This window comes from Alsobacter sp. SYSU BS001988, assembly GCF_054796215.1.
Genome location: NZ_JBTAMK010000002.1, coordinates 462955 through 485984, shown reverse-complemented (window position 1 = coordinate 485984; position 23030 = coordinate 462955). Strand labels below are relative to the sequence as shown.

Genomic DNA, 23030 nt, shown 5'->3' with positions numbered 1-23030 from the left:
GATGGCCGCCGAGAACACCAAGCTCGACGCCGTCACGGGCGTCGCCACGACCGGGCATGACTGGGACGGCATCCAGGAGCTGAACACGCCGCTGCCGCGCTGGTGGCTGTGGCTGTTCTACGCCTGCATCGTCTGGGGCGTGGGCTATGTCATCGCCTATCCGGCGTGGCCGCTGGTCAGCGGCTACACCAGGGGCGTGCTCGGGTACCAGACCCGCACGGCCATCGAGCAGGACATGGCCGCCCTGACGGCGATGCGCGGCGACACCGTCGCCAAGCTCTCCGCCGCGCCGCTGGCCGACATCGAGAAGGATCCCAAGCTGCTGACGGTGGCGCGGGCGCTCGGCAAGGCCGCCTTCGGCGATAACTGCGCTCCGTGCCATGGGCAGGGCGCGCAGGGGGCGAAGAATTACCCGAACCTGAACGACGACCAGTGGATCTGGGGCGGCTCGCTGGAGGCGATCCAGCAGACCATCCTGCACGGAATCCGCAACGAGGATCCGGACTCCCGCATGGGGCCGATGCCGGCCTTCGGCAAGGACGGCGTCATCCCCAAGGCCGAGATCCCGAACCTCGCCGCCTATGTGCGGACGCTGGCCGGGAACAAGCCAGAGCGCGGCGACGCGGCCAAGGGCCAGAAGCTCTTCGCCGAGAACTGCGCCGCCTGCCACGGCGACGCCGGCAAGGGCAACCCGGAGGTCGGCGCGCCCAACCTCACGGCCAATATCTGGCTGTATGGCGGCGACCAGGCCACCATCGAGGAGACGATCATGAACGGCCGCGGCGGCGTCATGCCGACATGGGCCAGCCGGCTCGACGCGACCACCATCAAGGCCCTGACCGTCTATGTGCACTCCCTGGGCGGCGGCCAGTAAGGCCCGCCTCTCCCTCTCTGCCCGGGTCCGGCGGACGAAGAGCGCCGGACCCGCTCCCCCATTCGGCTCTTCGAGGCATCCGCCATGAGACCCGTCGAAACCGGCGCCCAGAAGCCCATTCCGGCCACGGGCGGCTTCCCCGCAGCCGTCGCCGACCTGGACGACGACGCCCCGCTCTACGAGGCCCGCAAGGACATCTTCCCGGCGGCCGTCAAGGGCAAGTTCCGCACCATCAAGTGGGCGATCCTGATCGTCACGCTGGGCGTCTACTATTTCCTGCCCTTCGTCCGATGGGACCGGGGGCCGAACGCCCCCGACCAGGCCGTTCTGCTCGACCTGCCGAACAGGCGCTTCTACTTCTTCATGATCGAGATCTGGCCGCAGGAGCTCTACTACATCACCGGGCTCCTGGTGCTGGCCGCGCTCGGGCTGTTCCTGATGAACGCCGTCGCGGGCCGGCTCTGGTGCGGCTATCTCTGTCCCCAGACGGTCTGGACCGACCTCTTCTACGCCGTCGAGCGGCTGATCGAGGGCGACCGCCGCGAGCAGATCCGCAAGGCGCAGGGGCCATGGGACCTGGAGCGGATCAGCCAGAAGGTGCTGAAGCACTCCATCTGGCTTCTCGTCGCCTGGTGGACCGGCGGCGCCTGGGTGCTCTACTTCGCCGACGCGCCGACGCTGGTGCGCGAGCTGGTGACGTTCCAGGCGCCCATGGTGGCCTATGTGTGGATCGGCATCCTGACCTTCACGACCTATTCGCTCGCCGGCTTCATGCGCGAGCAGGTCTGCCTCTATATGTGCCCGTGGCCGCGCATCCAGGCGGCGCTCACCGACGAGCACGCCCTCAACGTCACCTACCGGTACGACCGGGGCGAGCCGCGCCTCTCCGCCAAGAAGGCCGAGGCGGCGCGCCTGCGCGGCGAGCCGGCGGGCGACTGCGTCGACTGCCGGCAATGCGTCAATGTGTGCCCGACCGGCGTCGACATCCGCGACGGCCTGCAGCTCGGCTGCATCCAGTGCGGGCTGTGCATCGACGCCTGCGACAACGTCATGGCCAGGATCGGACGGCCCACCGGGCTGATCGGCTACGACACTGACGTCAACGTGCAGCGGCGAATCGCGCGCGAGGAGCCCGAGTACCACCTCGTCCGGCCGAGGACGCTGCTCTACGCCGGGCTGATGGCCGCCATCGGGGGCTTCATGGCCTATACGCTGGCGACCCGCACCACGATCGGGGTCAGCGCGCTGCACGACCGCAACCCCGTCTTCGTGAAGCTGGCCGACGGCTCGATCCGCAACGCCTTCACAGTGCGGCTCACCAACAAGTCTCTGGACGCGCGGCCCTACCGGCTGGAGATCCTCGGCATCGCGGACGCGCATCTGGAGATCATCGGAGAGCCGGGGCGGGCCGAGCAGTCGGCCGTCCTCGAGGTGCTCCCGGACCAGACCCGCGAGCTGCGGGCCCTGGTGACCACGCCCAAGGGCGACGCCGCCGAATCCCGCAACCTGCGCTTCCGCCTGACCGACATCGTCAGCGGCGCGACGGCCTATGCGGACGACTTCTTCAAGGGACCGGGGAGCGCGCCATGAGCGACGTCGCCATGAACGGCCGTGGATTCCGCCTCAACGGGCGGCATGTGATCCTCATCCTGCTGGGCTTCTTCGGCGTCGTGTTCGCCGTGAACGGCTACATGATGCATGTCGCCATCAAGACCTTCAGCGGCATGGAGAGCGCCACGCCCTACAAGGATGGGCTCGCCTTCAACGCCGAGCTGGCCGACGCCCGGCGCCAGGCCGAACTCGGCTGGACCGTGAACGCCTCGGTCACGCGCGGCCCCGACGGCCATGCGCGGATCGACGTCGCCGCGTCCGACCGCAACGCCATGGCGCTGGCGGGCGTCGAGATGCGCGCCACGCTCGAACGGCCGGCCGACAAGCGGGAGGACCGCCGCGTCGACCTTGCGGCCCAGGGCGGCGGGCGCTTCGGCGCGGCGGTCGAGGGCGTCGCGCCGGGCCAGTGGGACCTGGTGCTCGACATCGCCCGGGGCGACCAGCGCGTGTTCCGCTCGCGCAGCCGCATCATGCTGCCGTAAGGCGCCCGTCCAGGCCGGGCGTCCGGCCGCCAGGAGGCTCACGTGTCCCCCGCGTTCGACTACTCCGCCCTGATCGAGACCCGCCCCGACGGCGCCCGGCGCCTCGACCTCGCCGTCGAGGGGATCACCTGCGCGGCCTGCATCGGCGACATCGAGCGCGGGCTGCGCTGCCTGCCGGAGCTCGTCTCGGCCAGGCTGAACTACACCAACCGGCGGCTCGCCGTGGAATGGCGCGAGCCCGGCTTCGACGCCTCCCGGGTCCTGGCGCGGCTGGGCGAGCTCGGCTACCGGGCGCATCCCTTCGAGCCGTCCCGGCAGGAGGAGATCGAGGCCGCCGAGATGCGGTTCCTGCTGCGCTGCCTCGCGGTGGCGGGCTTCGCGGCCATGAACATCATGCTGCTCTCGGTGTCCGTCTGGTCCGGCAATGTCAGCGACATCACCGACGAGACGCGCGACCTGTTCCACTGGCTCTCCGCCCTGATCGCGCTGCCGACGGCCGCCTATGCGGGCCAGCCCTTCTTCCGCAACGCCATTCGGGCCATCCGGGCGCGCAGCATGACGATGGACGTGCCGATCTCACTCGGCGTGTCGCTGGCCCTCGGCATGTCGCTCTACGAGACGATCCACCACGCCCATCACGCCTATTTCGACTCCGCCGTGATGCTCCTGTTCTTCCTGCTGCTCGGACGCGCGCTCGACCAGACGATGCGGCGCCGGACGCGGGCCGTCGCCGGCAACCTCCTCGCGCTTCGGGGCGAGACCGCCGCCATCATCGGAACGGACGGGGAGATCCGCGAGGCGCCCGTCAAGGCCGTGAAGCCCGGCGACCGGGTGATGCTGCGCCCCGGCGACCGCGTCTGCGTCGACGGCGTCGTGGAGGACGGCCGGTCGCTGGTGGACGCCAGCCTGGTCACCGGCGAGACGGCGCGCGAGCCGGTGGGCCCCGGCGCGATGGTGTACGCCGGCACGGTCAATCTCGAGGGCGCCCTCGTGGTGCGGGTCAGGGCCGCGGCCGAGGGCACGCTGCTCGACGAGGTCAACCGGCTGGTCGAGACGGCCGCCAATGCGCGCTCGCGTTATCTCAGGCTCGCCGACCGTGCCGCGCGCGTCTACTCGCCGATCGTGCATGTGACGGCGCTGGCCACGGCGCTGGGATGGCTGGCGCTCGGCGCCGGCCTCCATGACGCGCTGATCACCGCGATCGCAGTGCTGATCATCACCTGCCCTTGCGCGCTGGCGCTGGCCGTGCCGGCCACGCAGGTCGTCGCCTCCGGCGCGCTGTTCAAGGCCGGCGTGCTGCTGCAGAGCGGCGACGCCATCGAAAGGCTCGCCGCCTGCGACGTGATCGCCTTCGACAAGACCGGGACGCTGACCTCGCCCGAACCGCGCGTCGCCAACGCGCATGAGATCGCGCCGGACCTGCTCGACGCCGCCCGGCGCCTCGCTTTGTCGAGCCGGCATCCGCTGGCGGCGGCTCTCGCGGCGGGCGCGCTGGGGTCGACGCCCTATCCGGGCGCGCGCGAGGACGCCGGCCACGGCGTCGCGGCCACCGTCGACGGCGTCGAGGCGCGGTTGGGAAGCGCCGCCTTCTGCGGGGCCGAGGCGCTGGCGGCCGAGGCCCTGGCGGGCGATCCGGAAGCCACGCTGATCGCGGTCCGGATGGGCGAGAGGCGGGCCGTGATGCTGCTGCACCAGACGCTTCGGCCCGACGCCGTCGCGGTCGTGGGCGCGCTGCGCCGGCGGGGCTATGCGATCGCCATCCTGTCGGGCGACCGCGAGCGGCCGGTCGCCGAGGCGGCGCGGGCGCTCGGCGTCGAGGACTGGCGAGCCGGGCTGAAGCCGGCGCAGAAGATCGCCGCCCTGGAGGCCATGGCGGCCGAGGGGCGCCGCGTGCTGATGGTCGGGGACGGGCTGAACGACGCCCCGGCGCTCGCCGCCGCCCACGCGTCGCTGTCGCCGGTCACCGCCGCGCATCTCGCGCAGGCTTCGGCCGACGCCCTGTTCCTGGGCGAGCGCCTGAAGCCGGTCGCCGACGCGCTGGAGCTCGCCCGCAAGGCGAACGTCATCATGCGCCAGAATCTCGGGATTGCGGTCGTCTACAACCTCGTCGCGGTGCCGCTGGCCATTATGGGGCATGTCACGCCGCTGATCGCGGCGGCCGCCATGTCGGGCTCCTCCATCATCGTCACCTTGAACGCGCTGCGGGCCCGCATCCGGGCGACGGAACCCGCAGCGTCCTCGCCGGTTACGCAGCAAAGGCCGCCGCGCGCCGCGGCTCCGGCCCAGCGCCCGGCGCGCGTGATCCCGTGAAAAGCCCGTCATGAACATCCTGGTCTATCTGCTGCCCATCGCGCTCAGCCTCGGCCTCCTGGGGCTGGGCGCCTTCCTGTGGTCGCTGAAGAGCGGCCAGTATGACGACCTCGACGGCGCGGCGGTGCGCATCCTGGACGACGACGACGTCCGCAAGGGCTGAGCCGAGGGCGCTTCGTTAAGGTCGGATCCGTATGCTGCGCCCCAGAAACGGGGTCGCCATGAGCCGTCTATCCGCATTCCTCGCCGGGCGCATGCAGCCCCGCAGCGCCGTCGCGCTCGCCTGGGGCGTCGCCGGCGCGCTGTTCCTGGCGAAGTCCACGAGCGTCTTCGGCGTCCGCGACCTCGACACCGACGACGTGATGCGGCTGGTCCAGGTCCGGGACCTCCTGGCCGGTCAGGGCTGGTTCGACCTGACGCAGCATCGCGTCGATCCGCCGGACGGCCTCGTGATGCATTGGTCGCGGCTGGTCGACGCTCCCATCGCCGGTCTGATCGCCCTCCTGCGCTTGCCGCTGCCCGCCGACGCCGCCGAGCGGGTCGCCGCGGCGCTCTGGCCGACGCTGCTGCTCCTGCCGGCGCTGGCCGCGGTGGCCTCGATCGCCCGCAGTCTGGCGGGCCGCGCCGCCATTCCGGTCGCGCTCATGCTGTTTTGCGTCGTCGGCCCGGCCGGCACGCAGTTCTTCGCCGGCCGCATCGATCACCACAACGTGCAGATCCTGGCCTGCCTGACGGCGGTGGCGGCGGTGCTGCGCCTTCCGGCGGCGCGCTGGGCCGGCCTTGCGGCCGGGCTCGCCGGCGCGGTGATGCTGGCGGTGGGGGTCGAGACGCTGCCCTATCTCATCGTGCTGTGCGGCGCGGCCGCGCTGATGGGCGCCCATGATCCCGACCGGGCTGCGCCCGGCGCCGTCCTGTTCGGGCTCGGCCTCGCCGGCGGCGCCGCGCTGCTCACGGCGGCGACGGTCCCGCCGCAGCAGGTGCTGGCGGCGCATTGCGACGCGATCTCCGCCCCCTATCTGGGCGCCGCCGTCGCGGGCGGGCTCGCGCTGGCGGCAGGCGCGCTCCTGATGCGGCGCACGCCGTCGGGCGCCGCCAGGCTGGCCCTCGCCGTCGCGCCGGGGGCCGTGGCGCTCGCCGCCGTGGCGGTTTTCGGGCCGCATTGCCTGCTGGGGCCGGTGGCCGAGATCGATCCTCGCCTCGGCCCCGTCTGGCTGGAAGGCGTGCAGGAGATGGAGCCTCTGCTCAGGCTGCTGCGCAGCGCCGACATGCTGGCCGCGAGCACGGTCGTGGCCGCGGCCTTCGGCGCGGCGTCCTGGGCCGTCCTGGCGCAGGGGCCCCCGACCCGGGCCGCAGGCCCGACGCTGTGCCTCGTCCTGATAGGCGTGGCGCTGCTGGTCGCGGCCGGGCAGATCCGCGGCGCCTATTACGTCAACGCCTTCGCCAGCCCGCTGATCGCGGCCGGTCTTGCGACGGCGGTGAGGCGCCTGCAGGTCACGCCCGATCGCGTCGGGACGGCGGCGCTCGCGGGCGTGCTGGCCGTCTCTGCGCCGGGCATGCTGCTCAACATGGCCTTCGGAACGGGTCCAGGCGCGCCGTCCGGCGTCGCCAGCGCCAGCGCGGCCCCTGCGCCCGTCGCGGCGCTCCCGCACGGCCCGGGACAGACCAGCCTTTCGGCGCCGGGCTGCGCCGAGCCCAACGTGTATGCGCCGATCGGCGCCCTGCCGCCCGGGCTCGTGCTGGCCGGGGTCGATCTCGGCCCCCTGATCCTGGCCGGGACCACGGCCCACACGGTGCTGGGCGCGCCCTATCACCGAAACGCAGCGGGAATCCTGGCGTCCCACGACCTGCTGGCCGGGAGCGTGGACGGCGCGGAAGAGCGTCTCCGGGGGCGGGGCGTGCGCTATGTGGCGCTGTGCGGGCGCACGCCCGAACAGGACGGCGCGGGCAGCCTGGCCGCGGCGCTCGCGGCTGGGGCTCCGCCGGCCTGGCTGGAGCTCGCTGTCCGGAACGGGCCGTTGCGGGTGTATCGCCTGCGCTCCGTCGGCGCGGGCTGACCTGGCCCCGGCAAAGGCGGCCGGACCGTTGAGGTCCGGCCAAGTTTGTCGAGCACATGAGCGGCTGGTCGGCCGCCGGTTCGACTTTAGTCGATGACGTTCGCCTCATATGTGAAGCAGTTCACACACCGCCTCTAAACCGTCGAAATGAGGGGCTTTTCCGACGCCCGAACTGACAGGCGGAGCAACGCTGCATTCGGCTGGGTCCGGCGAACCGGGCGCGCTTTACGGGCGGCCCCGCAAGCGTTTACTCTCTGTTCACCAATCCGGTGACCACCAGCGTATTCGAGCCCGTTCATGGACGACCCCGTCTTCGCCTTTCCCAAGCGGTCTCGCGGTCCGGACCTGAAAGCGGCCATGCGCCAGGCGCGCATCGAGGAAGCCGAGCGGTCCGGCGCCATGGCTGAGCTGCGCGGCGCGGAACTGGCCCGGCTGGAGATGCTTCGGGAAGAGCTGGCGCCCGTGGTGGCGCAGATCCCGAACGACGCCGAGATGTTCGACTTCGGCATCGTCGGCGCTGAGAAGCCGCGTCTATTCGTCGACATGGTGGCCTATGTGGAGATGGGCCGCGACCGGCGCACCTTCCGGTTCATCCAGGACACGCGGGGCGGGCGCCTGGCGCTCGCCGAGAGCGAGCGGCTGGAGCCGATCGTCGAGGCGGTGACGTCCTATCTGGGCCGCCGCCTGGTCGAACGCGAACGCGCCCTGGCCGGCGAGACGCTGTCGCCGCTGGCCGCTTCGCGTCCGGCGGAGCCCGCCTCGGAGCCCCTCGCGAGAGCCGCCGCCATCGAGGCCGCGCCCCGGCGGGAGCGCCGCTACACCATCGGCGACCTCGTCTTCGCGTTCCTGCTCGGGATGATCGTGGGCGCGGGACTGCTGTTCCTGGCCGCCTGGTGGAAGGCGCGCGGCGGCATGGCCTTCCTGGGCCTGCCCCTCCTGGGCTGACGCTCAGAGCGGCAGCGTGCCGATGTCGATGATGGCTCCGTCGGCCTGCAGGCCGCGGGTGCGCCCCGTGATCACGGGGCCGCTCTCGGTGAGGTCGATGTCGAACAGGTGATAGCCGGCGCGGTGCGTCAACGTGCCCCGGATGGCCGAGCAGGACGGCACGCCCACGACCGGGATCAGCTTGCCGCCGGGCCCGGCGATGCGGTTCACCGAGGTGACGTGGTTGTGGCCGTGCAGGATCAGGTCCGCGCCCGTCTGGGCGAGGATCTCCTCGAGCGCGGCCGAATCGGTCAGCCCGCGGCCGGTCTTGCTGCCGCTGCGGTGGGGCGGATGGTGGATCAGGATCACGCGCGCCAGCGGCTGCTGGGCCAGGAAGGCCAGCACGTTGGCGATCTTCTCGCGCTGCTCGCGGCCGAGCGTGCCCGAGGCCACGAAGGGCCCGGTCGGGACCGCGGAGGACAGCCCGACGATCGCCATGGGGCCGACCAGGCGCACATAGGGAAAGCCTTCGAACTTTCCGTTGTCCGACGTCATCCAGGGCGACAGGAAGCGCTCGATGTCGCGCATCGTGGTGCGCACATAGGCGTCGTGGTTGCCGGGGACGAAGCTCACCTTGTCGGGCGCGCCGAGCTCCTGCAGGAACTCGCGGGCGACCTGGAATTCGCCATGCAGGCCGATATTGATGAGATCGCCCGTGCAGGCGATGTGCTGGGGCTCGAAGCTCTTCATGTCGGCGACGAGCCGCTCCAGGATCCCCATGTCGTGGATCCGGTCGCGCCCGCGGCGCCAGTTCATGTAGCCGGTCATGCGCTTGCCCGCGAGTTCGCGCAGGCGAGGCTTGGGGAGCGGTCCGAGATGGGGATCGGAGAGGTGGGCGAGCCGGAACATGCGGGGGAACCTCTCTCCCGGTCCGGCCCGTGGGTCAAGCGCTGCCGATCAGAATTCCCGCGATGAACACCAGCACCCCGCCGAGCACCACCTGGAAGGCCGCCTGCAGGAAGGGCGTGTCCATGAACCGCGCCCGCACATAGGCGATCGCCCAGAGCTCGATCAGCACGATGACGGCCGCGATGGAGGTGGCGATGTAGAAGGCGTTCGGCCAGCGGTCCGGCACCAGATAGGGCAGGGTGTGGCCGATGCCGCCGATCGTGGTCATCAGGCCGCAGATCGCGCCGCGCATCCAGGGCGCGCCGCGCCCGGTCAGCGAGCCGTCGTCGGAGAGCGCCTCGGCGAAGCCCATGCTGATGCCCGCGCCGATCGACGCCGCGAGGCCGACCAGGAAGGTCTCCCAGTTGCTGTGGGTGGCGAAGGCCGCCGCGAACAGAGGCGCCAAAGTGGAGACAGAGCCGTCCATCAGCCCCGCCAGGCCGGGCTGCACATATTGCAGCACGAACATGCGGCGGCGGGTCGCCTCCTCCTCGGCTCCGGCGTCGCCCGCCATGTGCCGCTCGGAGATCTCGCCGGCCTTCTTCTCGTGGCCGCGCTCGATGTCGGCGAGGCGCGTCAGCAACTCCCGCACCGAGACGTCGAGCGTCTGGGACGCGGCCTTCTCGTAGAAGCGGGCCGCCTGCATCTCCATGATCTCGGCCTCCTGCCGCATCTTGTCGACGGGCAGGCTCTTGGTCAGCCAGATCGGGCGGCGGGTGAGGAAGCCCTTGACGTCCTCGCGGCGGATCGGGGGCAGGTGCTCCCCGAACTTCTCGCGGTAGAGCCCGTACAGCATGCCGCGATGGCCGCGCTCCTCCTCGGCCATGTCGTCGAAGATGGCGGCCGAATGCGGATAGGGCTCGCGCAGCTGGTCGGCGAAGGTCTGGTAGATGCGGGAGTCTTCCTCCTCGCTGCTGATGGCGAGCGCCAGGACCTCGCGTTCGGTCAGGTCGGCGAAGGTTTTCAGCGGCATGGCGGAGCTCCCGGCGACGATCACTAGATTGGAATTCTTCTAATGTATTTTCGGCGTCGGGCAAGCCCCCGCTCGACTCGGCTCGTGCGCTAGCGTAGGGCCATGGATGACGCAGCATGACGACGGACCTGATGCAGCCCGAACCCGAAGAGGCCTTCCGCGGCCCCGACCTGCTGCGGCGCATGGCGCATCTCTATTTCCGCCTCTCCCGGCCGATGACGCTGGGGGTGCGCGCCGCGATCCTGGACGAGGAGCGCGGCGTCTTCCTGGTGCGCCACGGCTATGTCAGCGGCTGGCAGATGCCCGGCGGCGGCGTGGAGGCCGGCGAGACGCTGCTGGAGGCGCTCGCCCGCGAGGTGATCGAGGAGACCAACATCGAGATCACCGGCGCGCCGCGGCTGCATGGCGTGTTCCTGAACCGCTTCATGTCGCGCCGCGACCATGTCGCCGTCTATGTCGCCCGCAGCTTTCGGGTGGGGCCGCCGAAGCCGCCCAACATGGAGATCCAGGAGGGCCGCTTCTTCCGCCTCGACGCCCTGCCGGAGGAGATCACGCGCGGCACCCGGGCGCGCCTCGCCGAGATCGCGGGGGAGAGCGAGCCGTCGCCCTATTGGTGAGGCGGCGCCATCGCCCGCGGCGCGAGCCTGCGCGGCGCGCGAGCCTGGGTCTTGCGCGACCGGCTTGCGGGGAACGACGCGCTCCGGCACTTTCGCCTGGACGACCAAGGCCGACAGAGCCTGACCGGAGGAGCCATGCCCCGCCTGAGTTTCGAGGATTTCGAGCCCGGAGCCGTGACGACCTACGGGTCCTATCTGGTGACGCGCGAGGAGATCATCGCCTTCGCCAGCCAGTATGATCCCCAGCCCATGCATCTGGACGAAGCGGCCGCGGCCGGCACGCTGCTGGGCGGGCTCGGGTCTTCGGGCTGGCACACCTGCTCCATGCTGATGCGCATGCTCTACGACAACGTCCTGGCGGACTCGACCGGCATGGGGTCCGGCGGCATCGACGAAGTGAAGTGGAAGCGGCCGGTCCGCCCCGGCGACAGGCTCAGCGTGCGCCAGACGGTGCTCGACTCGCGCCGGTCGAGCCGCGGCGACCGCGGCTATGTGCGGTTCCGGTTCGAGGTGCTGAACCAGACCGGGGACGTGGTGATGGAGCAGACCAACAGCATCATCTTCGGCGTCGCCCGACCGGAGGCCGCGTGATGTCCGGCGCGCCCCTCCGCACCCGCTATCTGGAAGATCTCGAGGTCGGCGAGACCGAGAATCTCGGCTCCCACATCTTCACCGCCGACGAAATCAAGACCTTCGCGGCGGCCTATGATCCGCAGCCTTTCCACATGGACGAGGAGGCCGCCCGGGCGAGCCATTTCGGCGCGCTCTGCGCGTCGGGGTGGCAGACCGTGGGCGTCTGGATGCGGCTGCGCATCGCCGCCAAGGCGCGCCGCGACGCCGAACTGGCCGCCGTCGGCCTGCCCATCCCGGGCTTCGGCCCGTCGCCGGGGTTCCGCGACCTGAAATGGCTGAAGCCGATCTATGTCGGCGACACGGTGTCGTTCTCCAGCACGCTCATCGCCGCCCGGCCCTCCGGCTCGCGGCCGGGCTGGGGGCTGGTCGAGCACCTCAATGTGGGCGTCAACCAGCACGGCGCGCGGGTGTTCGAGTTCGTCGGCATCGCCTTTCACCAACGTCGTCCGGGGTGAGGGCGGCCCGGGCGCGAAAAGCCGGGAATGACGGGGGGAGCGCCACCACCCCTCACCCCAGCCCTCTCCCCGTTCCGGGGCGAGGGGGCCCGCTGCAGCGCTCCCCAACGGTTCAGCCCCACCAACCCCCTCATCCTGAGGAGCCATGCGCAGCATGGCGTCTCGAAGGACGAGGGGGTTACGCAAACCCCACAGCCGTCATCCCCGGCGCGCCGCAGGCGCGGGAAGGGGATCCAGAGAGGCCGGGCGCAGGGCGCCCTGTCTCACCTCTTGGGTCCCTGTCTCGGCGCTGCACGCCGCCGGGCTAGTGGCCCTCGAAGGAGATGAGCGTGCGCACTTCGACGTCCATGGCGCGCAGCTTGGCCGCCCCGCCCAGCTCCGGCAGGTCGACCACGAACACGCAGGACGTCACCTCGGCGCCCATCCGGCGCAGCAGGGCGACCGCGGCCGCGGCGGTGCCGCCGGTCGCGATCAGGTCGTCGACCAGGATCACCCTCTCGCCCGGCGCCACGGCGTCCTCGTGCATCTCCATGTGGTCGAGCCCGTATTCCAGCGAATAGGCGATCGACACCGCCTTGTGGGGCAGCTTGCCCTTCTTGCGCATGGGCACGAAGCCGGCCGAGAGCTGGTGCGCCACCGCCCCGCCCAGGATGAAGCCGCGCGCCTCGATCCCGGCGATCTTGTCCACCTTGAGCCCCGCATAGGGCTGCACCAGCTCGTCCACGGTGCGGCGGAACGCGCGCGCGTCGCCCAGCAAGGTGGTGATGTCGCGGAACATGACGCCGGGCTTGGGATAGTCGGGGATCGTGCGGATCGCAGCCTTGAGGTCGAAGGGGAGCGTCATCGGCGGGCGTCCTGAAAGGCGAGGGGGGCGGCGCATCATAGCCGCCGCCCGGCGTCGGTCCAGCGTCGCTCAGGCGCGCAGCACGCGCCCGGCCACGGCGTCCAGCCTGGCCAGCGCCGCGGGATCGCGCGCCGAGGGGGCCGTCATGATCGCGTTGTCGAGCGCCCGGTGCGAGCCGGCCGGGCAGTCCTCCCGCTCGGCCGGGAAATCCCGCGCCAGGCGCGCCACGAGCCGCCGGGCCTTCTCGCTGTTGCCGTGCATGGTGGCGATGACGGAGGCGACGTCCACCGCGTCGTGCTCGGGATGCCAGCAGTCGAAATCCGTCACCATGGCCAGCGTCGCATAGGTGATCTCGGCCTCGCGGGCGAGCTTGGCCTCCGGCATCGCCGTCATGCCGACGACGTCATAGCCGAGATGCCGGTAGGTGACGGATTCGGCGTAGCTGGAGAATTGCGGCCCCTCCATGCACAGATAGGTCCCGCCCTTGCGGTGCGGCACGCCTTCCGCCTCCGCGGCGGCCGCGAGGCGGTCGACGAGGCGGGGCCCGACCGGATGCGCCATGGAGACATGCGCGACGCAGCCCGCTCCGAAGAACGAGCTCTCGCGCCGATGGGTGCGGTCCACGAACTGGTCCACCAGCACGAAGAGCCCGGGCTGCAGGTCCGGCTTGAACGAGCCGCAGGCCGACAGGGACACGATGTCGGTGACCCCGGCGCGCTTCAGAGCGTCGATATTGGCGCGGGAGTTGATGTCGGAGGGCGACAGCCTGTGGCCACGCCCGTGGCGCGGCAGGAACACGATGGGCGTCGCCCCGATGCGGCCGAAGCGCAGCGCGTCCGACGGCTCGCCCCAGGGCGTCGCGACGCGCTCCTCGCGAATGTCGGTCAGCCCGGGGAGATCGTAGATCCCGGATCCGCCGATGACGCCCAGCACGGCCTTGGTCATGCGCCCCTCCTCGTTGCGGAAGCCAGAATAGAGCCCGGCGCGCGCCCGCCCAACGAAAAAGGGCTCCGAACCCGGAGCCCTTCCCTGATTCTGCGCCGCAGCCGCGGGCCGGTCAGTGCGTGACCGCGTGGCCGTCGACCTTCGACCAGATCTTCTTCTTGGTGAAGTAGAGCAGGCCGGCGAAGACGAGCAGGAAGCTGAGCACCCGGAAGCCGAGCTGCTTGCGCGCCTCCAGATGCGGCTCGGCGGCCCACATCATGAAGGCGGCGACGTCCTTGCCGTATTGGGCGACCGTCTCGGGCGCCTGCGGCTTGCCGTCCTGGGTCTTGGGATACTCCACCTGGCCGTCGCTGAGCGGCTTCGGCATGGAGATGATGTGGCCCGGGAAATAGGTGTTGTAGTACTTGCCGGCCGGCACCTCGACGCCGTGCGGCGGGGTCTCCTCGTAGCCGTTCAACAGGGCGGTGACGTAGTCGACGCCCTGCTCCTGGAACTGCGTGACCATGTCGAACAGGAACCAGGGGAAGCCGCGCTCATAGGTGCGCGCCTTGGCCAGCACCGAGAAGTCCGGCGGGACCGCGCCGCCATTGGCCGCCGCGGCGGCCTGCGGGTTCGGGAAGGGCGGCGGCATGCGGTCCGCCGGCCGGGCCGGGCGGTCGAACATGTCGCCGGACTCGTTGGGACCGTCCTTGACCTTGTACTCGGCCGCGAGCGCCTTGACCTGCGACTCGGAGAAGCCGGGTCCGCCTTCCTCGGCGAGGTTGCGGAAGGCCAGCAGGCGCAGCCCGTGGCAGTTGCCGCAGACCTCGCGGTAGACCTTGAAGCCGCGCTGCAGCTGGGTGGCGTCGTAGTGCCCGAACGGGCCCGAGAACGTCCAGCTCTGGCGCGGCGGGACCACCGCGCCCTCGGCCGCCAGGGCGGGCGCCGCGAAGGCGACGCCGGCGAGAGCCAGGACGCCGGCGGCGAGGCGGTGCATCGTTTTCATCGTCATCGTCTTGATCCCCGAAGTCCCGCTCAGCCCTTGGTGTTCGGCGACTGGGCCGCCCCGGCCGCCATCGCGGAGGCCGAGCCGCCCTTGCCGAGCACCGCCTCGGCGATCGAGCCAGGGAGGCGCCGCGGCGTCTCGAACAGGCCCAGAAGCGGAAGGACGATGAGGAAGTGCGCGAAGTAATAGGCCGTCAGGATGCGGGAGGCGAGCACATACCCGCCCTCCGGCGGCTTGGCGCCGAGCCAGCCGAGGCCGACGGCCGAGATCACGAACAGCCAGAAGAACTGGCGGTAGAGCGGGCGGTAGTTCGCCGACTTCACCCGCGAGGTGTCGAGCCAGGGCAGGAAGGCCAGCACCGCGATCGAGCCGAACATCGCCAGCACGCCGATCAGCTTGTTCGGGATGGCGCGCAGGATGGCGTAGAACGGCAGGAAGTACCACTCCGGCACGATGTGCGACGGCGTCACGGCCGGGTTCGCCTCGATGTAGTTGTCGGCGTGACCCAGGAAGTTCGGCTGGTAGGCCACGAACCAGATGTACAGCATGATGAAGCAGACGAGCGCGAGCGCGTCCTTCACGGTGAAGTACGGGTGGAAGGGCAGCGTGTCCTTCTCGGTCTTCTTCTCGACGCCGACCGGGTTGTTGGAGCCCGGAACGTGCAGCGCCCAGATGTGCAGGATCACGACGCCCGCGATCATGAAGGGCAGCAGGTAGTGCAGCGAGAAGAAGCGGTTCAGGGTCGGGTTGTCGACCGAGTAGCCGCCCCACAGGAAGGTCACGATCGTCTCGCCCACGACCGGGAAGGCCGAGAACAGGTTGGTGATGACCGTCGCGCCCCAGAAGGACATCTGGCCCCAGGGCAGCACGTAGCCCATGAACGCCGTCGCCATCATCAGCAGGAAGATGATCACGCCCAGGATCCACAGGATTTCGCGCGGGGCCTTGTAGGACCCGTAATAGAGGCCGCGGAAGATGTGGATGTAGACGGCGACGAAGAACATCGACGCGCCGTTGGCGTGCAGGTAGCGCAGCAGCCAGCCGTAGTTCACGTCGCGCATGATCGCCTCGACGCTGTCGAAGGCCATCTTGGCGTTGGGCGTGTAGTGCATCGCCAGCACCACGCCGGTGATGATCTGGGCGACGAGCATGAAGGCCAGGATGCCGCCGAAGGTCCACAGGTAGTTCAGGTTCCGCGGATTGGGGAACACGATGAACGAGGAGTGGAGAAGGCCCATCACGGGGAGGCGGCTTTCGAACCACTTCCCAAACGCGCTCTTCGGAACATAGGTGGAAGGTGCACTCATGGCTTGATCCTGAAACGCGCGTTCCGGCCTTAGCCGATCTGAATCTTGGTGTCGGAGGTGAACTGGTACGGGGGCACCGGCAGGTTGGTCGGCGCCGGCCCCTGCCGGATGCGGCCCGACGTGTCGAACACCGATCCGTGGCACGGGCACTGCCAGCCGTGGAACGCGCCCTCATGGCCCAGCGGCACGCAGCCCAGATGGGTGCAGTTGCCGTACACGATGAGCCACTGCGCCTTGCCGGGCTTGACGCGCGCGGCGTCGTCCTGCGGGTCGGGCAGCGAGGCGAGGTTGACGGTCTGGGCTTCCTTGATCTCTTCGGGGGTGCGATGGCGGACGAAGATCAGCTTGCCGCGCCAGAAGAGCTTCACGATCTGGCCTTCGGCCACCGGGGTCAGGTCGAAGTCGACCGGCGCGCCCGCCGCGATGGTGGCGGCGTCGGGACCCATCTGGGACACGAACGGCCAGAGCGCGGCCGCGACGCCGACGGCGCCCGCCGCTCCCGTCGCGATGAAGAGAAAGTCCCGCCGGGTCGGTTCGGCCGCGGTCGCTGCGGATTTGGTGGCCACGTAGTCATCCCCTCAACCTGCGCCCCGCCGGAGAATCCCGGAGAGGGCTGGATTGATCGTTCCTGGAAGCTAGTCCCGGCGGTATGCGCGCAAAGGCATGGGCTCGCAATGCGACCGGGAGTCGCCGCGCGGCGGCTGTTTCGCACGGCGGATTAGGCTTGTCTATAGTGCGGAATGCTGATTGGGAGGGGCTTGGGCGGCTTTCCCGCCCATTCTGGAAATCCTGCGGCGCAAGCGCGCGGAAGCGGCGTTTCGGGCGCTCTCGCCCGGCCAGGCTTCAGCCGCGCGCCTCGCCGCCCGACGCAGGTCCGCCGTGCCGCTCCGCATCGCCCTCTACCAGCCCGACATTCCCCAGAACACCGGGACGATCCTGCGCCTGTGCGCCTGCATGGGGGTGACGGCCGACATCATCGAGCCCGCCGGCTTCCCGGTGTCCGACCGCGCCTTCCGGCGCGCCGGAATGGACTATCTGGACCAGGTCGGCGTCGAGCGGCACGTGTCGTGGACCGCCTTCGACGCCTGGCGGCGCGGGGCGGGCCTGCGCCTCGTCCTGGCGACCACCAAGGGGGCCAAGGCCTACGCCGACTTCCGGTTCCGCGACGGCGACGTCCTGATGCTGGGCCGCGAGTCGGCCGGCGCGCCGGAGGCCGTGCACGAGGCGGCGGACGCGCGCATTTTCATCCCCATGCGGGAAGGCCTGCGGTCATTGAACATCGCGGTCGCCGCCGCCATGATCCTCGGCGAAGCCCTGCGCCAGACCGGGGGCTTCCCGCCCTCCGGCGGCGCGCCTCGCTGATCCGAAAGACCGCCCGCATGACCTCTGCCTCCGGCGTGACGCCGCCCACCACCCCGGACGAGCTCGACCGCCGCAAGCGCGAGGCGGCGGCCTGGTTCAGGACCCTCCGGGACCGGATCTGCGCCGCCTTCGAGCGGCTGGAGGACGAGGCGGCCGGCCCGTTCTTTCCCGGGGCCGAGCAGCCGGGCCGTTTCGAGCGCAAGCCCTGGACGCGCACCGACTCCTCGGGCGAGCCGGGCGGCGGCGGCGAGATGAGCATGCTGCGCGGCCGCGTCTTCGAGAAGGCCGGCGTCCACATCTCGACGGTGTTCGGCGAGTTCGCCCCCGAGTTCCGCGGCCAGATCCCGGGCGCGTCGGACGATCCGCGCTTCTTCGCCACGGGCGTGTCGCTGATCGCGCATCCGTGGAATCCGAACGCGCCCACGGTGCACATGAACACCCGCTACGTCGTCACCACCAAGGCGTGGTTCGGCGGCGGAGCCGACCTGACGCCCGTGCTGGCGCGCCGGCGCACCCAGGAGGACCCGGACGCGGCGGCGTTCCACGCCGCCATGCGGGAGGCCTGCGCGCCCCACAAGGTCGCCGACTACGCCCGCTACAAGGCGTGGTGCGACGAGTATTTCCACCTGAAGCACCGCAACGAGCCGCGCGGGATCGGCGGCATCTTCTACGACTACCTGGAGAGCGGCGACTGGGAGGCCGACTTCGCCTTCACGCGGTCCGTCGGGGAGGCCTTCCTGGGCGCCTACCCGCCCATCGCCCGCCGCAATGTCGGCGCGCCGTGGACGCCGGAGGACCGCGAGGAGCAGATGGTCCGGCGGGGCCGCTATGTCGAGTTCAACCTCCTCTACGACCGTGGCACGATCTTCGGCCTGAAGACGGGCGGCAACGTGGAGAGCATCCTGTCCAGCATGCCGCCCAGCGTCCGGTGGCCGTGACGCGCCGGACCGGCGTCGTCCCGCGCTGGACGGCGCGCCGCGCGTTCTCCATCATGATCGCCCGTTCCCGAGCCCGGCTGCGCGCGCGATGCATACCTTTCTGGTGATCCTGGGCGGCGTCGTCCTCCTCGGGCTCGTCCTCGTCATCGGCGGCCTCGTCGGGCCGGGCGGCGCCGCCGGGATGCGGCGCGCCGCGCTGGCCTTCGTCCCGGTCTGGCTGGTGGCGGCGGTCATCAACCTGTGGGTGGGGGCGAGCTCGGCCGTCGTCACCGTCGCGGACGAGATCCCCTCCTTCCTGCTCGTCTTCGCCGCGCCGGCGCTGGTGGCTGCGGCCGTCTGGTGGAGACTCGGGCGCAGCCCCGCATGAGCGAAGCCCAGGGTCTGCTGCGGGGCGAGCCGACCGAGGGGCATCACCGCGTCACCTATGTGGAGCTGTTCTTCGACCTCGTCTTCGTCTTCGCGGTCACGCAGCTCTCCCATACGCTGGTGGAGCATTTCGACGCCCTCACCATGCTGCGCACCGGCATCCTGATGGTGGCGGTGTGGTGGGTGTGGATCGACACGTCCTGGGCCACGAACTGGCTGGATCCCGACCGCCCGCAGGTGCGCGCCGTCCTGTTCGGCATGATGCTGGCCGGGCTGGCGCTGTCCACCTCGATCCCGGACGCCTTCGGCCAGCGCGCGCCGGCCTTCGGCGTCTCCTATGCGCTGATGCAGATCGGGCGGTCCGCCTTCGTGGTCGCCGCCATCCCGGGCAGCGAAACCGCGCTGCGGATGAACTTTCGGCGCATCCTGGCGTGGCACTGCGCGGCCGGGCTGCTGTGGATCGTGGGCGGCTTCATCGACGGCAACGCCCGGCTGTGGGTCTGGGGCGTCGCGACCGCGCTGCAATGCGTCGCCCCGATCCTGAAATTCTGGGTCCCGGGCCTCGGGGCCTCGGCGGTCAGCGACTGGAAGGTCGAGGGCGGCCACATGGCCGAGCGCTGCGGGCTCTTCATCATCATCGCGCTCGGCGAATCGATCCTGGTCACCGGCGCCACCTTCGGAAGGACCGAGTGGAGCGGCTGGACCGTCACCGCCTTCGTGTCCTCCTTCGTGGCCAGCCTGGCGATGTGGTGGATCTATTTCGATCTCGGCGCCGAGGCGGGGAGCCGGGAGCTCGCCGATTCCGACGATCCGGGCCGCCTGGCGCGCCTCGCCTACACCTATCTGCACCTGCCGATCGTGGCGGGCGTGATCATCACGGCCGTCGGCGACGAGTTCGTGCTCGCCCATCCGAACGGCGACGGGGAGGGCAAGACGCTGGCCACCGTGGTGGGCGGGCCCCTGGTGTTTCTGGCCGGGACGCTGCTCTTCAAGCGCGCGGTGCGCGGCTGGCTGCAGCTGTCGCACCTCACCGGCATCGCCGTGCTGGTCGCGCTGCTGGTCGCCGCGCCCCTGACGCTGCGGCTCTCGCCGGCGGCGCTGAGCCTCCTGGCCACGCTGGTGCTGATCGTGGTCGCCGCGTGGGAGTCGCGTTCGCTCGCCCCGCGGGGGACCGGCACGTCCGCCAAGCACGACAGATGAAACCGGCCGCGGGCCGCCCTATTCTCTCATCATGACCAGCCAGACCCACGATCCGCCCGCCCTCGACGCGCTGACGGCCGGCGCCCGGGCCGCCGCCAGGAAGGGGCCGCCCCCCGTCCATCTCTGGAACCCGTCCTACTGCGGCGAGATCGACATGCGCATCGCCGCCGACGGGACCTGGTTCTACATGGGCACGCCCATCGGCCGGCCGGCGCTGGTGAAGCTGTTCTCGTCGGTCCTGCGCCGCGATCCGGAGCGCTTCGTGCTGGTGACGCCGGTCGAGATGGTCGGGATCGTGGTGGAGGACGCGCCGTTCCTGGCGGTGGAGATGACCGTCGAGGGCGACGGCGCCGCGCGTCGGCTGTCCTTCCGCACCAATGTGGACGACGTCGTGGAGGCCGACGCGGAGCATCCGCTGCGCTTCGAGCGCGAGGCGACGGGAGGCCTGCGGCCCTATGTGCTGGTGCGGGGCGGGTTGTGGGCGCGCGTCGTCCGGCCCGTGTTCTACGATCTCGTGGCGCTCGGCGAGGTGCGCGAGGTCGCCGGCGAAGCGAAGTTCGGGGTCGCGGCAGGCGGGACGTTCTTCCCGATGGCGGACGCGGCGGAAGCGGCGGAGTGGTCGTGACCGTTCCGCATTCCGTCATCGAGACGCCGTTCGCCCCGGAGGCGCTGGAGACCCGGGCCCGGCAGCGGCTGCGGCTGGAGCCGCCCGAGCACGCCTTCGATCCGGCCCGCATCCCCGAGCGCGGCGACCACCAGCTCGCCCCCATGCTGTCGCCGGACGGCGCGCTGCACCGGCCCGCCGCCGTGCTGGTCCCGGTGGTGGCGCATCGCGGCGACGCGACCGTGCTGCTGACCCGGCGCGCCTCGCATCTGCGCGACCATTCGGGGCAGGTGGCCTTCCCGGGCGGCAAGATCGACGCCATGGACGCTTCGCCCGTCGCAGCGGCGCTGCGCGAGGCGCGCGAGGAGATCGGGCTCGCCTCCGAGCGGGTCCGCCCGCTGGGCTATCTCGACGCGTATCTCACCTCGACCGGCTTTCGGGTGCTGCCCGTGCTGGCGATCGTGGAGGCGGGGACCGCCCTCACCATCAACCCCAACGAGGTCGACGTCGCGTTCGAGGTGCCGCTCGCCTTCCTGATGGATCCGGCGAACCACCAGCGGCACGCAAGGGAGTGGAAAGGGTCGCTGCGGCACTACTACGCCATGCCGTATGGGGAACATTATATCTGGGGCGCGACCGCGGGCATGTTGCGGAACATGTATGAGAGGCTCTACGCCGAATGACGCGCGCCTTCATCGAAGAGTTCCTGCTGTTCCTCGTGCCCTTCGCGCTCTACGCGCTCTGGCTCGTGGCGCGCAAGCGCACGCCGCTGGCCCGCGTGCACTGGAACGGCCGCGTCTCCTGGCTGCTGCTCGCCGGGCTGGCCTTCGCCAGCCTGTGGCTCGTCTACACCGGCCTGTCGGCGCCGCGCAGCAAGGGCGCCTATGTGCCGGCCCACATGGAGAACGGGCGCTTCGTGCCCGGCCGGGTGGAGTGACCGGGGCGTCGTCCTCCGGCCGGGCGCCCGGCGGCCTCCTCCCGCAGCCCGCCTTCGCGCGGATGCCGTCGCCCGGCGTGCTCGACATCCCCGAACTGCGCCGGCTCTTGGCCGTGCTCGACGGCGACGGCGAGGAAGCCCGGGTCGTCGGCGGCGCGGTGCGCAACGCCCTGCTGGGCCTGCCCCATGGCGACGTCGACGTCGCCACCACGGCCCTCCCGGCCGAGGTGACGCGGCGCGCCGAGGCGGCCGGGTTCCGCGCCCTGCCGACCGGCGTCGAGCACGGCACCGTCACGGTGCTGGTCGACCACCATCCCTTCGAGGTCACGACCCTGCGCGAGGACGTCGAGACCGACGGGCGCCGCGCCGTGGTGGCGTTCGGCCGCGATTTCTCGCATGACGCGCAACGGCGCGACTTCACCATCAACGCTCTCTATGCGCGGCCCGACGGCGAGGTGGTCGACCATGTCGGCGGGCTCGCGGACCTGGCTCTGCGCCGCGTGCGCTTCATCGGCGACGCCGAGACGCGCATCCGCGAGGACTATCTGCGCATCCTGCGCCTGTTCCGCTTCACCGCGGAGTATGGCGAGGGCCCGCTCGACCCCGAGGCCCTGCGGGCGTCGATCCGCCTGCGGGCCGGCCTGGCGCGGCTCTCCAGCGAGCGGGTGAGGGCGGAGCTCATGAAGCTGCTGGCGACGCGCCGGGCGCCGGAGCTGGCCCGGATCCTCGCCGAGTGCGGCTTTCTCGACCGCATTCTGGGGATCGCGCCCGATCCGCACGCCATGACGGCGGTGGCGTCGGCCGGCGCCGATCCCGTCCTGCGCCTCGCCGCGCTCGCCGTGCGGGTGCGCGAGGACGCCGGCCTGCTGGCCCTGCGGCTGCGGCTGTCCAACCCAGAGGCCGAGCGGCTCGACGCCTGCGCCGCCCTCCTGGAAGCCCTGCATGGGCGCGCCTTCGGCCTCTCGGTCCAGGACTGGCGCGCGCTGGCCTATCGGCGCGGCGCGGGGCCGGCGCGCGACGCGCTCGCCGTCCTGGCGGCGCGCGACGCGGGCGAGGCCCGCCCGGACGCGCTTCGCCCGGCCTTCGCGGCGCTGGATGAGCCTGTCCCGGTCCGGCCCTGGACGGGCCGCGCCGTCCTGGCGCACGGAGTCCCCGCCGGCCCGCGGGTCGGGGCCATCCTGGCCCGCGCCGAGGAGCTCTGGATCGCGGCGGGCTTCCCCGACGATCCGGGCCGGCTCGACGCCATGCTGGCGCAGGCGCTGGCGGAGGGCTGACCCTCCCTTCCGACTCCCCTTTCGGCTGCGCGCGCGCTACATTCGACGCGAGAGCGGCGGCTCGCTCTCGCGTGAGGCGTATCCCGATGAGCCGAGAGCCCTTTCGACCTGCGGATGTGGCGCGCCGGCTCTCGCAGCGCGCCGGCGAGGAGGCGCGGACGGGGCGGTCCGCCTCCAAGAGCGACGCCTGGAAGCGCGAGACCTTCACGCTGCCGCGCGAGGAGGCGCGGGAGAAGGCCCGGGAGGCGTTCTCGCGGTTCCCGAAGGCGGCCTACATGACCGAGATCGAGTGGTGGCGCGAGCTGGAGGACGGCCGGATCGAGTTCACGATCCGGCGCCTGCCGACGGCCGATTGAGCGCAAGCGCGCCTGTGCGCCGCGCAGCGAC

26 protein-coding genes are annotated in these 23030 nt (G+C 71.1%); 19 read left to right on the top strand and 7 right to left on the bottom strand.

Annotated features, from left to right (window positions below):
• The first annotated feature begins 1 nt into the window (after position 1).
• The 7 genes from ccoP (at position 2) to ACYVO7_RS06335 (ending at position 8276) form a co-directional block, all read left to right on the top strand.
• Positions 2-874: a cytochrome-c oxidase, cbb3-type subunit III gene (gene ccoP / locus ACYVO7_RS06365; protein WP_460448979.1), complete on the top strand. Its 873-nt coding sequence runs from the start codon at positions 2-4 to the stop codon at positions 872-874.
• An 84-nt stretch (positions 875-958) separates the two neighbouring features.
• The gene (gene ccoG, locus ACYVO7_RS06360) at positions 959-2464 is read left to right on the top strand and encodes a cytochrome c oxidase accessory protein CcoG (RefSeq protein WP_460448978.1); all 1506 of its coding nucleotides are present in this window, start codon (positions 959-961) and stop codon (positions 2462-2464) included.
• Positions 2461-2967 carry a FixH family protein gene (locus ACYVO7_RS06355; RefSeq protein ID WP_460448977.1) on the top strand — a complete coding sequence of 169 codons (507 nt, stop codon included), beginning with the start codon at positions 2461-2463 and terminating at the stop codon, positions 2965-2967. Before ccoG ends, ACYVO7_RS06355 begins: the two co-directional genes overlap by 4 nt.
• Positions 2968-3009: 42 nt before the next feature.
• A complete protein-coding gene (locus ACYVO7_RS06350) occupies positions 3010-5277 on the top strand; it encodes a heavy metal translocating P-type ATPase (protein WP_460448976.1) in 2268 nt (755 codons plus the stop codon).
• Between the two features lie 10 nt (positions 5278-5287).
• The gene (ccoS, locus tag ACYVO7_RS06345; RefSeq protein ID WP_406854523.1) at positions 5288-5440 is read left to right on the top strand and encodes a cbb3-type cytochrome oxidase assembly protein CcoS; all 153 of its coding nucleotides are present in this window, start codon (positions 5288-5290) and stop codon (positions 5438-5440) included.
• A gap of 58 nt (positions 5441-5498) precedes the next feature.
• Entirely contained in the window at positions 5499-7331 is a 1833-nt protein-coding gene (locus tag ACYVO7_RS06340) for a hypothetical protein (RefSeq protein ID WP_460448975.1), read from the top strand.
• Positions 7332-7628: 297 nt separating this feature from the next.
• Entirely contained in the window at positions 7629-8276 is a 648-nt protein-coding gene (locus ACYVO7_RS06335) for a hypothetical protein (RefSeq protein ID WP_460448974.1), read from the top strand.
• Positions 8277-8279: 3 nt separating this feature from the next.
• On the opposite strand, the gene ACYVO7_RS06330 is transcribed toward ACYVO7_RS06335, so the two are convergent.
• Entirely contained in the window at positions 8280-9164 is an 885-nt protein-coding gene (locus ACYVO7_RS06330; RefSeq protein WP_460448973.1) for a metallophosphoesterase family protein, read from the bottom strand.
• A gap of 34 nt (positions 9165-9198) precedes the next feature.
• Complete coding sequence (mbfA, locus tag ACYVO7_RS06325) at positions 9199-10170, bottom strand: iron exporter MbfA (RefSeq protein ID WP_460449135.1); 972 nt, start codon at positions 10168-10170, stop codon at positions 9199-9201.
• Positions 10171-10292: 122 nt separating this feature from the next.
• On the opposite strand from mbfA, the gene ACYVO7_RS06320 reads away from it, so the two are divergent.
• The 3 genes from ACYVO7_RS06320 to ACYVO7_RS06310 all read left to right on the top strand — a co-directional run bounded on the left by ACYVO7_RS06320 (position 10293) and on the right by ACYVO7_RS06310 (position 11881).
• Positions 10293-10793, top strand: coding sequence for an NUDIX domain-containing protein (locus ACYVO7_RS06320; protein WP_460448972.1), 501 nt, complete (start codon positions 10293-10295; stop codon positions 10791-10793).
• Positions 10794-10928: 135 nt separating this feature from the next.
• Positions 10929-11384: a MaoC family dehydratase gene (locus ACYVO7_RS06315; protein WP_460448971.1), complete on the top strand. Its 456-nt coding sequence runs from the start codon at positions 10929-10931 to the stop codon at positions 11382-11384.
• Positions 11384-11881, top strand: coding sequence for a MaoC family dehydratase (locus ACYVO7_RS06310; RefSeq protein ID WP_460448970.1), 498 nt, complete (start codon positions 11384-11386; stop codon positions 11879-11881). The genes ACYVO7_RS06315 and ACYVO7_RS06310 overlap by 1 nt, the downstream gene beginning before the upstream one ends.
• Positions 11882-12185: 304 nt before the next feature.
• Here the strand turns inward: ACYVO7_RS06310 and ACYVO7_RS06305 are convergent, their stop codons facing one another.
• The 5 genes from ACYVO7_RS06305 to petA form a co-directional block, all read right to left on the bottom strand.
• On the bottom strand, positions 12186-12725 hold the full coding sequence (locus ACYVO7_RS06305) for an adenine phosphoribosyltransferase (protein WP_460448969.1): 540 nt from the start codon (positions 12723-12725) through the stop codon (positions 12186-12188).
• 69 nt (positions 12726-12794) lie between these two features.
• The gene (locus ACYVO7_RS06300) at positions 12795-13670 is read right to left on the bottom strand and encodes an S-methyl-5'-thioadenosine phosphorylase (RefSeq protein WP_460448968.1); all 876 of its coding nucleotides are present in this window, start codon (positions 13668-13670) and stop codon (positions 12795-12797) included.
• A gap of 112 nt (positions 13671-13782) precedes the next feature.
• A complete protein-coding gene (locus tag ACYVO7_RS06295) occupies positions 13783-14655 on the bottom strand; it encodes a cytochrome c1 (protein WP_460449134.1) in 873 nt (290 codons plus the stop codon).
• A gap of 29 nt (positions 14656-14684) precedes the next feature.
• Positions 14685-15962 (bottom strand): cytochrome b, encoded by a 1278-nt coding sequence (locus ACYVO7_RS06290; RefSeq protein ID WP_406854513.1) that lies wholly within the window; start codon positions 15960-15962, stop codon positions 14685-14687.
• Positions 15963-15991: 29 nt separating this feature from the next.
• A complete protein-coding gene (gene petA / locus ACYVO7_RS06285; protein ID WP_460448967.1) occupies positions 15992-16528 on the bottom strand; it encodes a ubiquinol-cytochrome c reductase iron-sulfur subunit in 537 nt (178 codons plus the stop codon).
• Positions 16529-16841: 313 nt separating this feature from the next.
• On the opposite strand from petA, the gene ACYVO7_RS06280 reads away from it, so the two are divergent.
• The 9 genes from ACYVO7_RS06280 to ACYVO7_RS06240 all read left to right on the top strand — a co-directional run bounded on the left by ACYVO7_RS06280 (position 16842) and on the right by ACYVO7_RS06240 (position 22999).
• Complete coding sequence (locus ACYVO7_RS06280) at positions 16842-17324, top strand: tRNA (cytidine(34)-2'-O)-methyltransferase (protein WP_460448966.1); 483 nt, start codon at positions 16842-16844, stop codon at positions 17322-17324.
• Between the two features lie 17 nt (positions 17325-17341).
• Positions 17342-18262 carry an oxygen-dependent coproporphyrinogen oxidase gene (gene hemF, locus ACYVO7_RS06275; RefSeq protein WP_460448965.1) on the top strand — a complete coding sequence of 307 codons (921 nt, stop codon included), beginning with the start codon at positions 17342-17344 and terminating at the stop codon, positions 18260-18262.
• Between the two features lie 88 nt (positions 18263-18350).
• Positions 18351-18629, top strand: a complete 279-nt coding sequence (locus tag ACYVO7_RS06270) for a hypothetical protein (RefSeq protein WP_460448964.1) — start codon at positions 18351-18353, stop codon at positions 18627-18629.
• Complete coding sequence (locus tag ACYVO7_RS06265; RefSeq protein ID WP_460448963.1) at positions 18626-19828, top strand: low temperature requirement protein A; 1203 nt, start codon at positions 18626-18628, stop codon at positions 19826-19828. The genes ACYVO7_RS06270 and ACYVO7_RS06265 overlap by 4 nt, the downstream gene beginning before the upstream one ends.
• A gap of 31 nt (positions 19829-19859) precedes the next feature.
• Entirely contained in the window at positions 19860-20453 is a 594-nt protein-coding gene (locus tag ACYVO7_RS06260; RefSeq protein ID WP_460448962.1) for a DUF1285 domain-containing protein, read from the top strand.
• Entirely contained in the window at positions 20450-21115 is a 666-nt protein-coding gene (locus tag ACYVO7_RS06255; RefSeq protein WP_460448961.1) for a CoA pyrophosphatase, read from the top strand. The genes ACYVO7_RS06260 and ACYVO7_RS06255 overlap by 4 nt, the downstream gene beginning before the upstream one ends.
• Positions 21112-21369, top strand: coding sequence for a DUF6111 family protein (locus ACYVO7_RS06250; protein ID WP_460448960.1), 258 nt, complete (start codon positions 21112-21114; stop codon positions 21367-21369). Before ACYVO7_RS06255 ends, ACYVO7_RS06250 begins: the two co-directional genes overlap by 4 nt.
• Positions 21366-22643, top strand: a complete 1278-nt coding sequence (locus ACYVO7_RS06245; RefSeq protein ID WP_460448959.1) for a CCA tRNA nucleotidyltransferase — start codon at positions 21366-21368, stop codon at positions 22641-22643. Before ACYVO7_RS06250 ends, ACYVO7_RS06245 begins: the two co-directional genes overlap by 4 nt.
• 86 nt (positions 22644-22729) lie before the next feature.
• Positions 22730-22999, top strand: coding sequence for a hypothetical protein (locus tag ACYVO7_RS06240; RefSeq protein ID WP_460448958.1), 270 nt, complete (start codon positions 22730-22732; stop codon positions 22997-22999).
• The last annotated feature ends 31 nt before the right edge of the window (positions 23000-23030 follow it).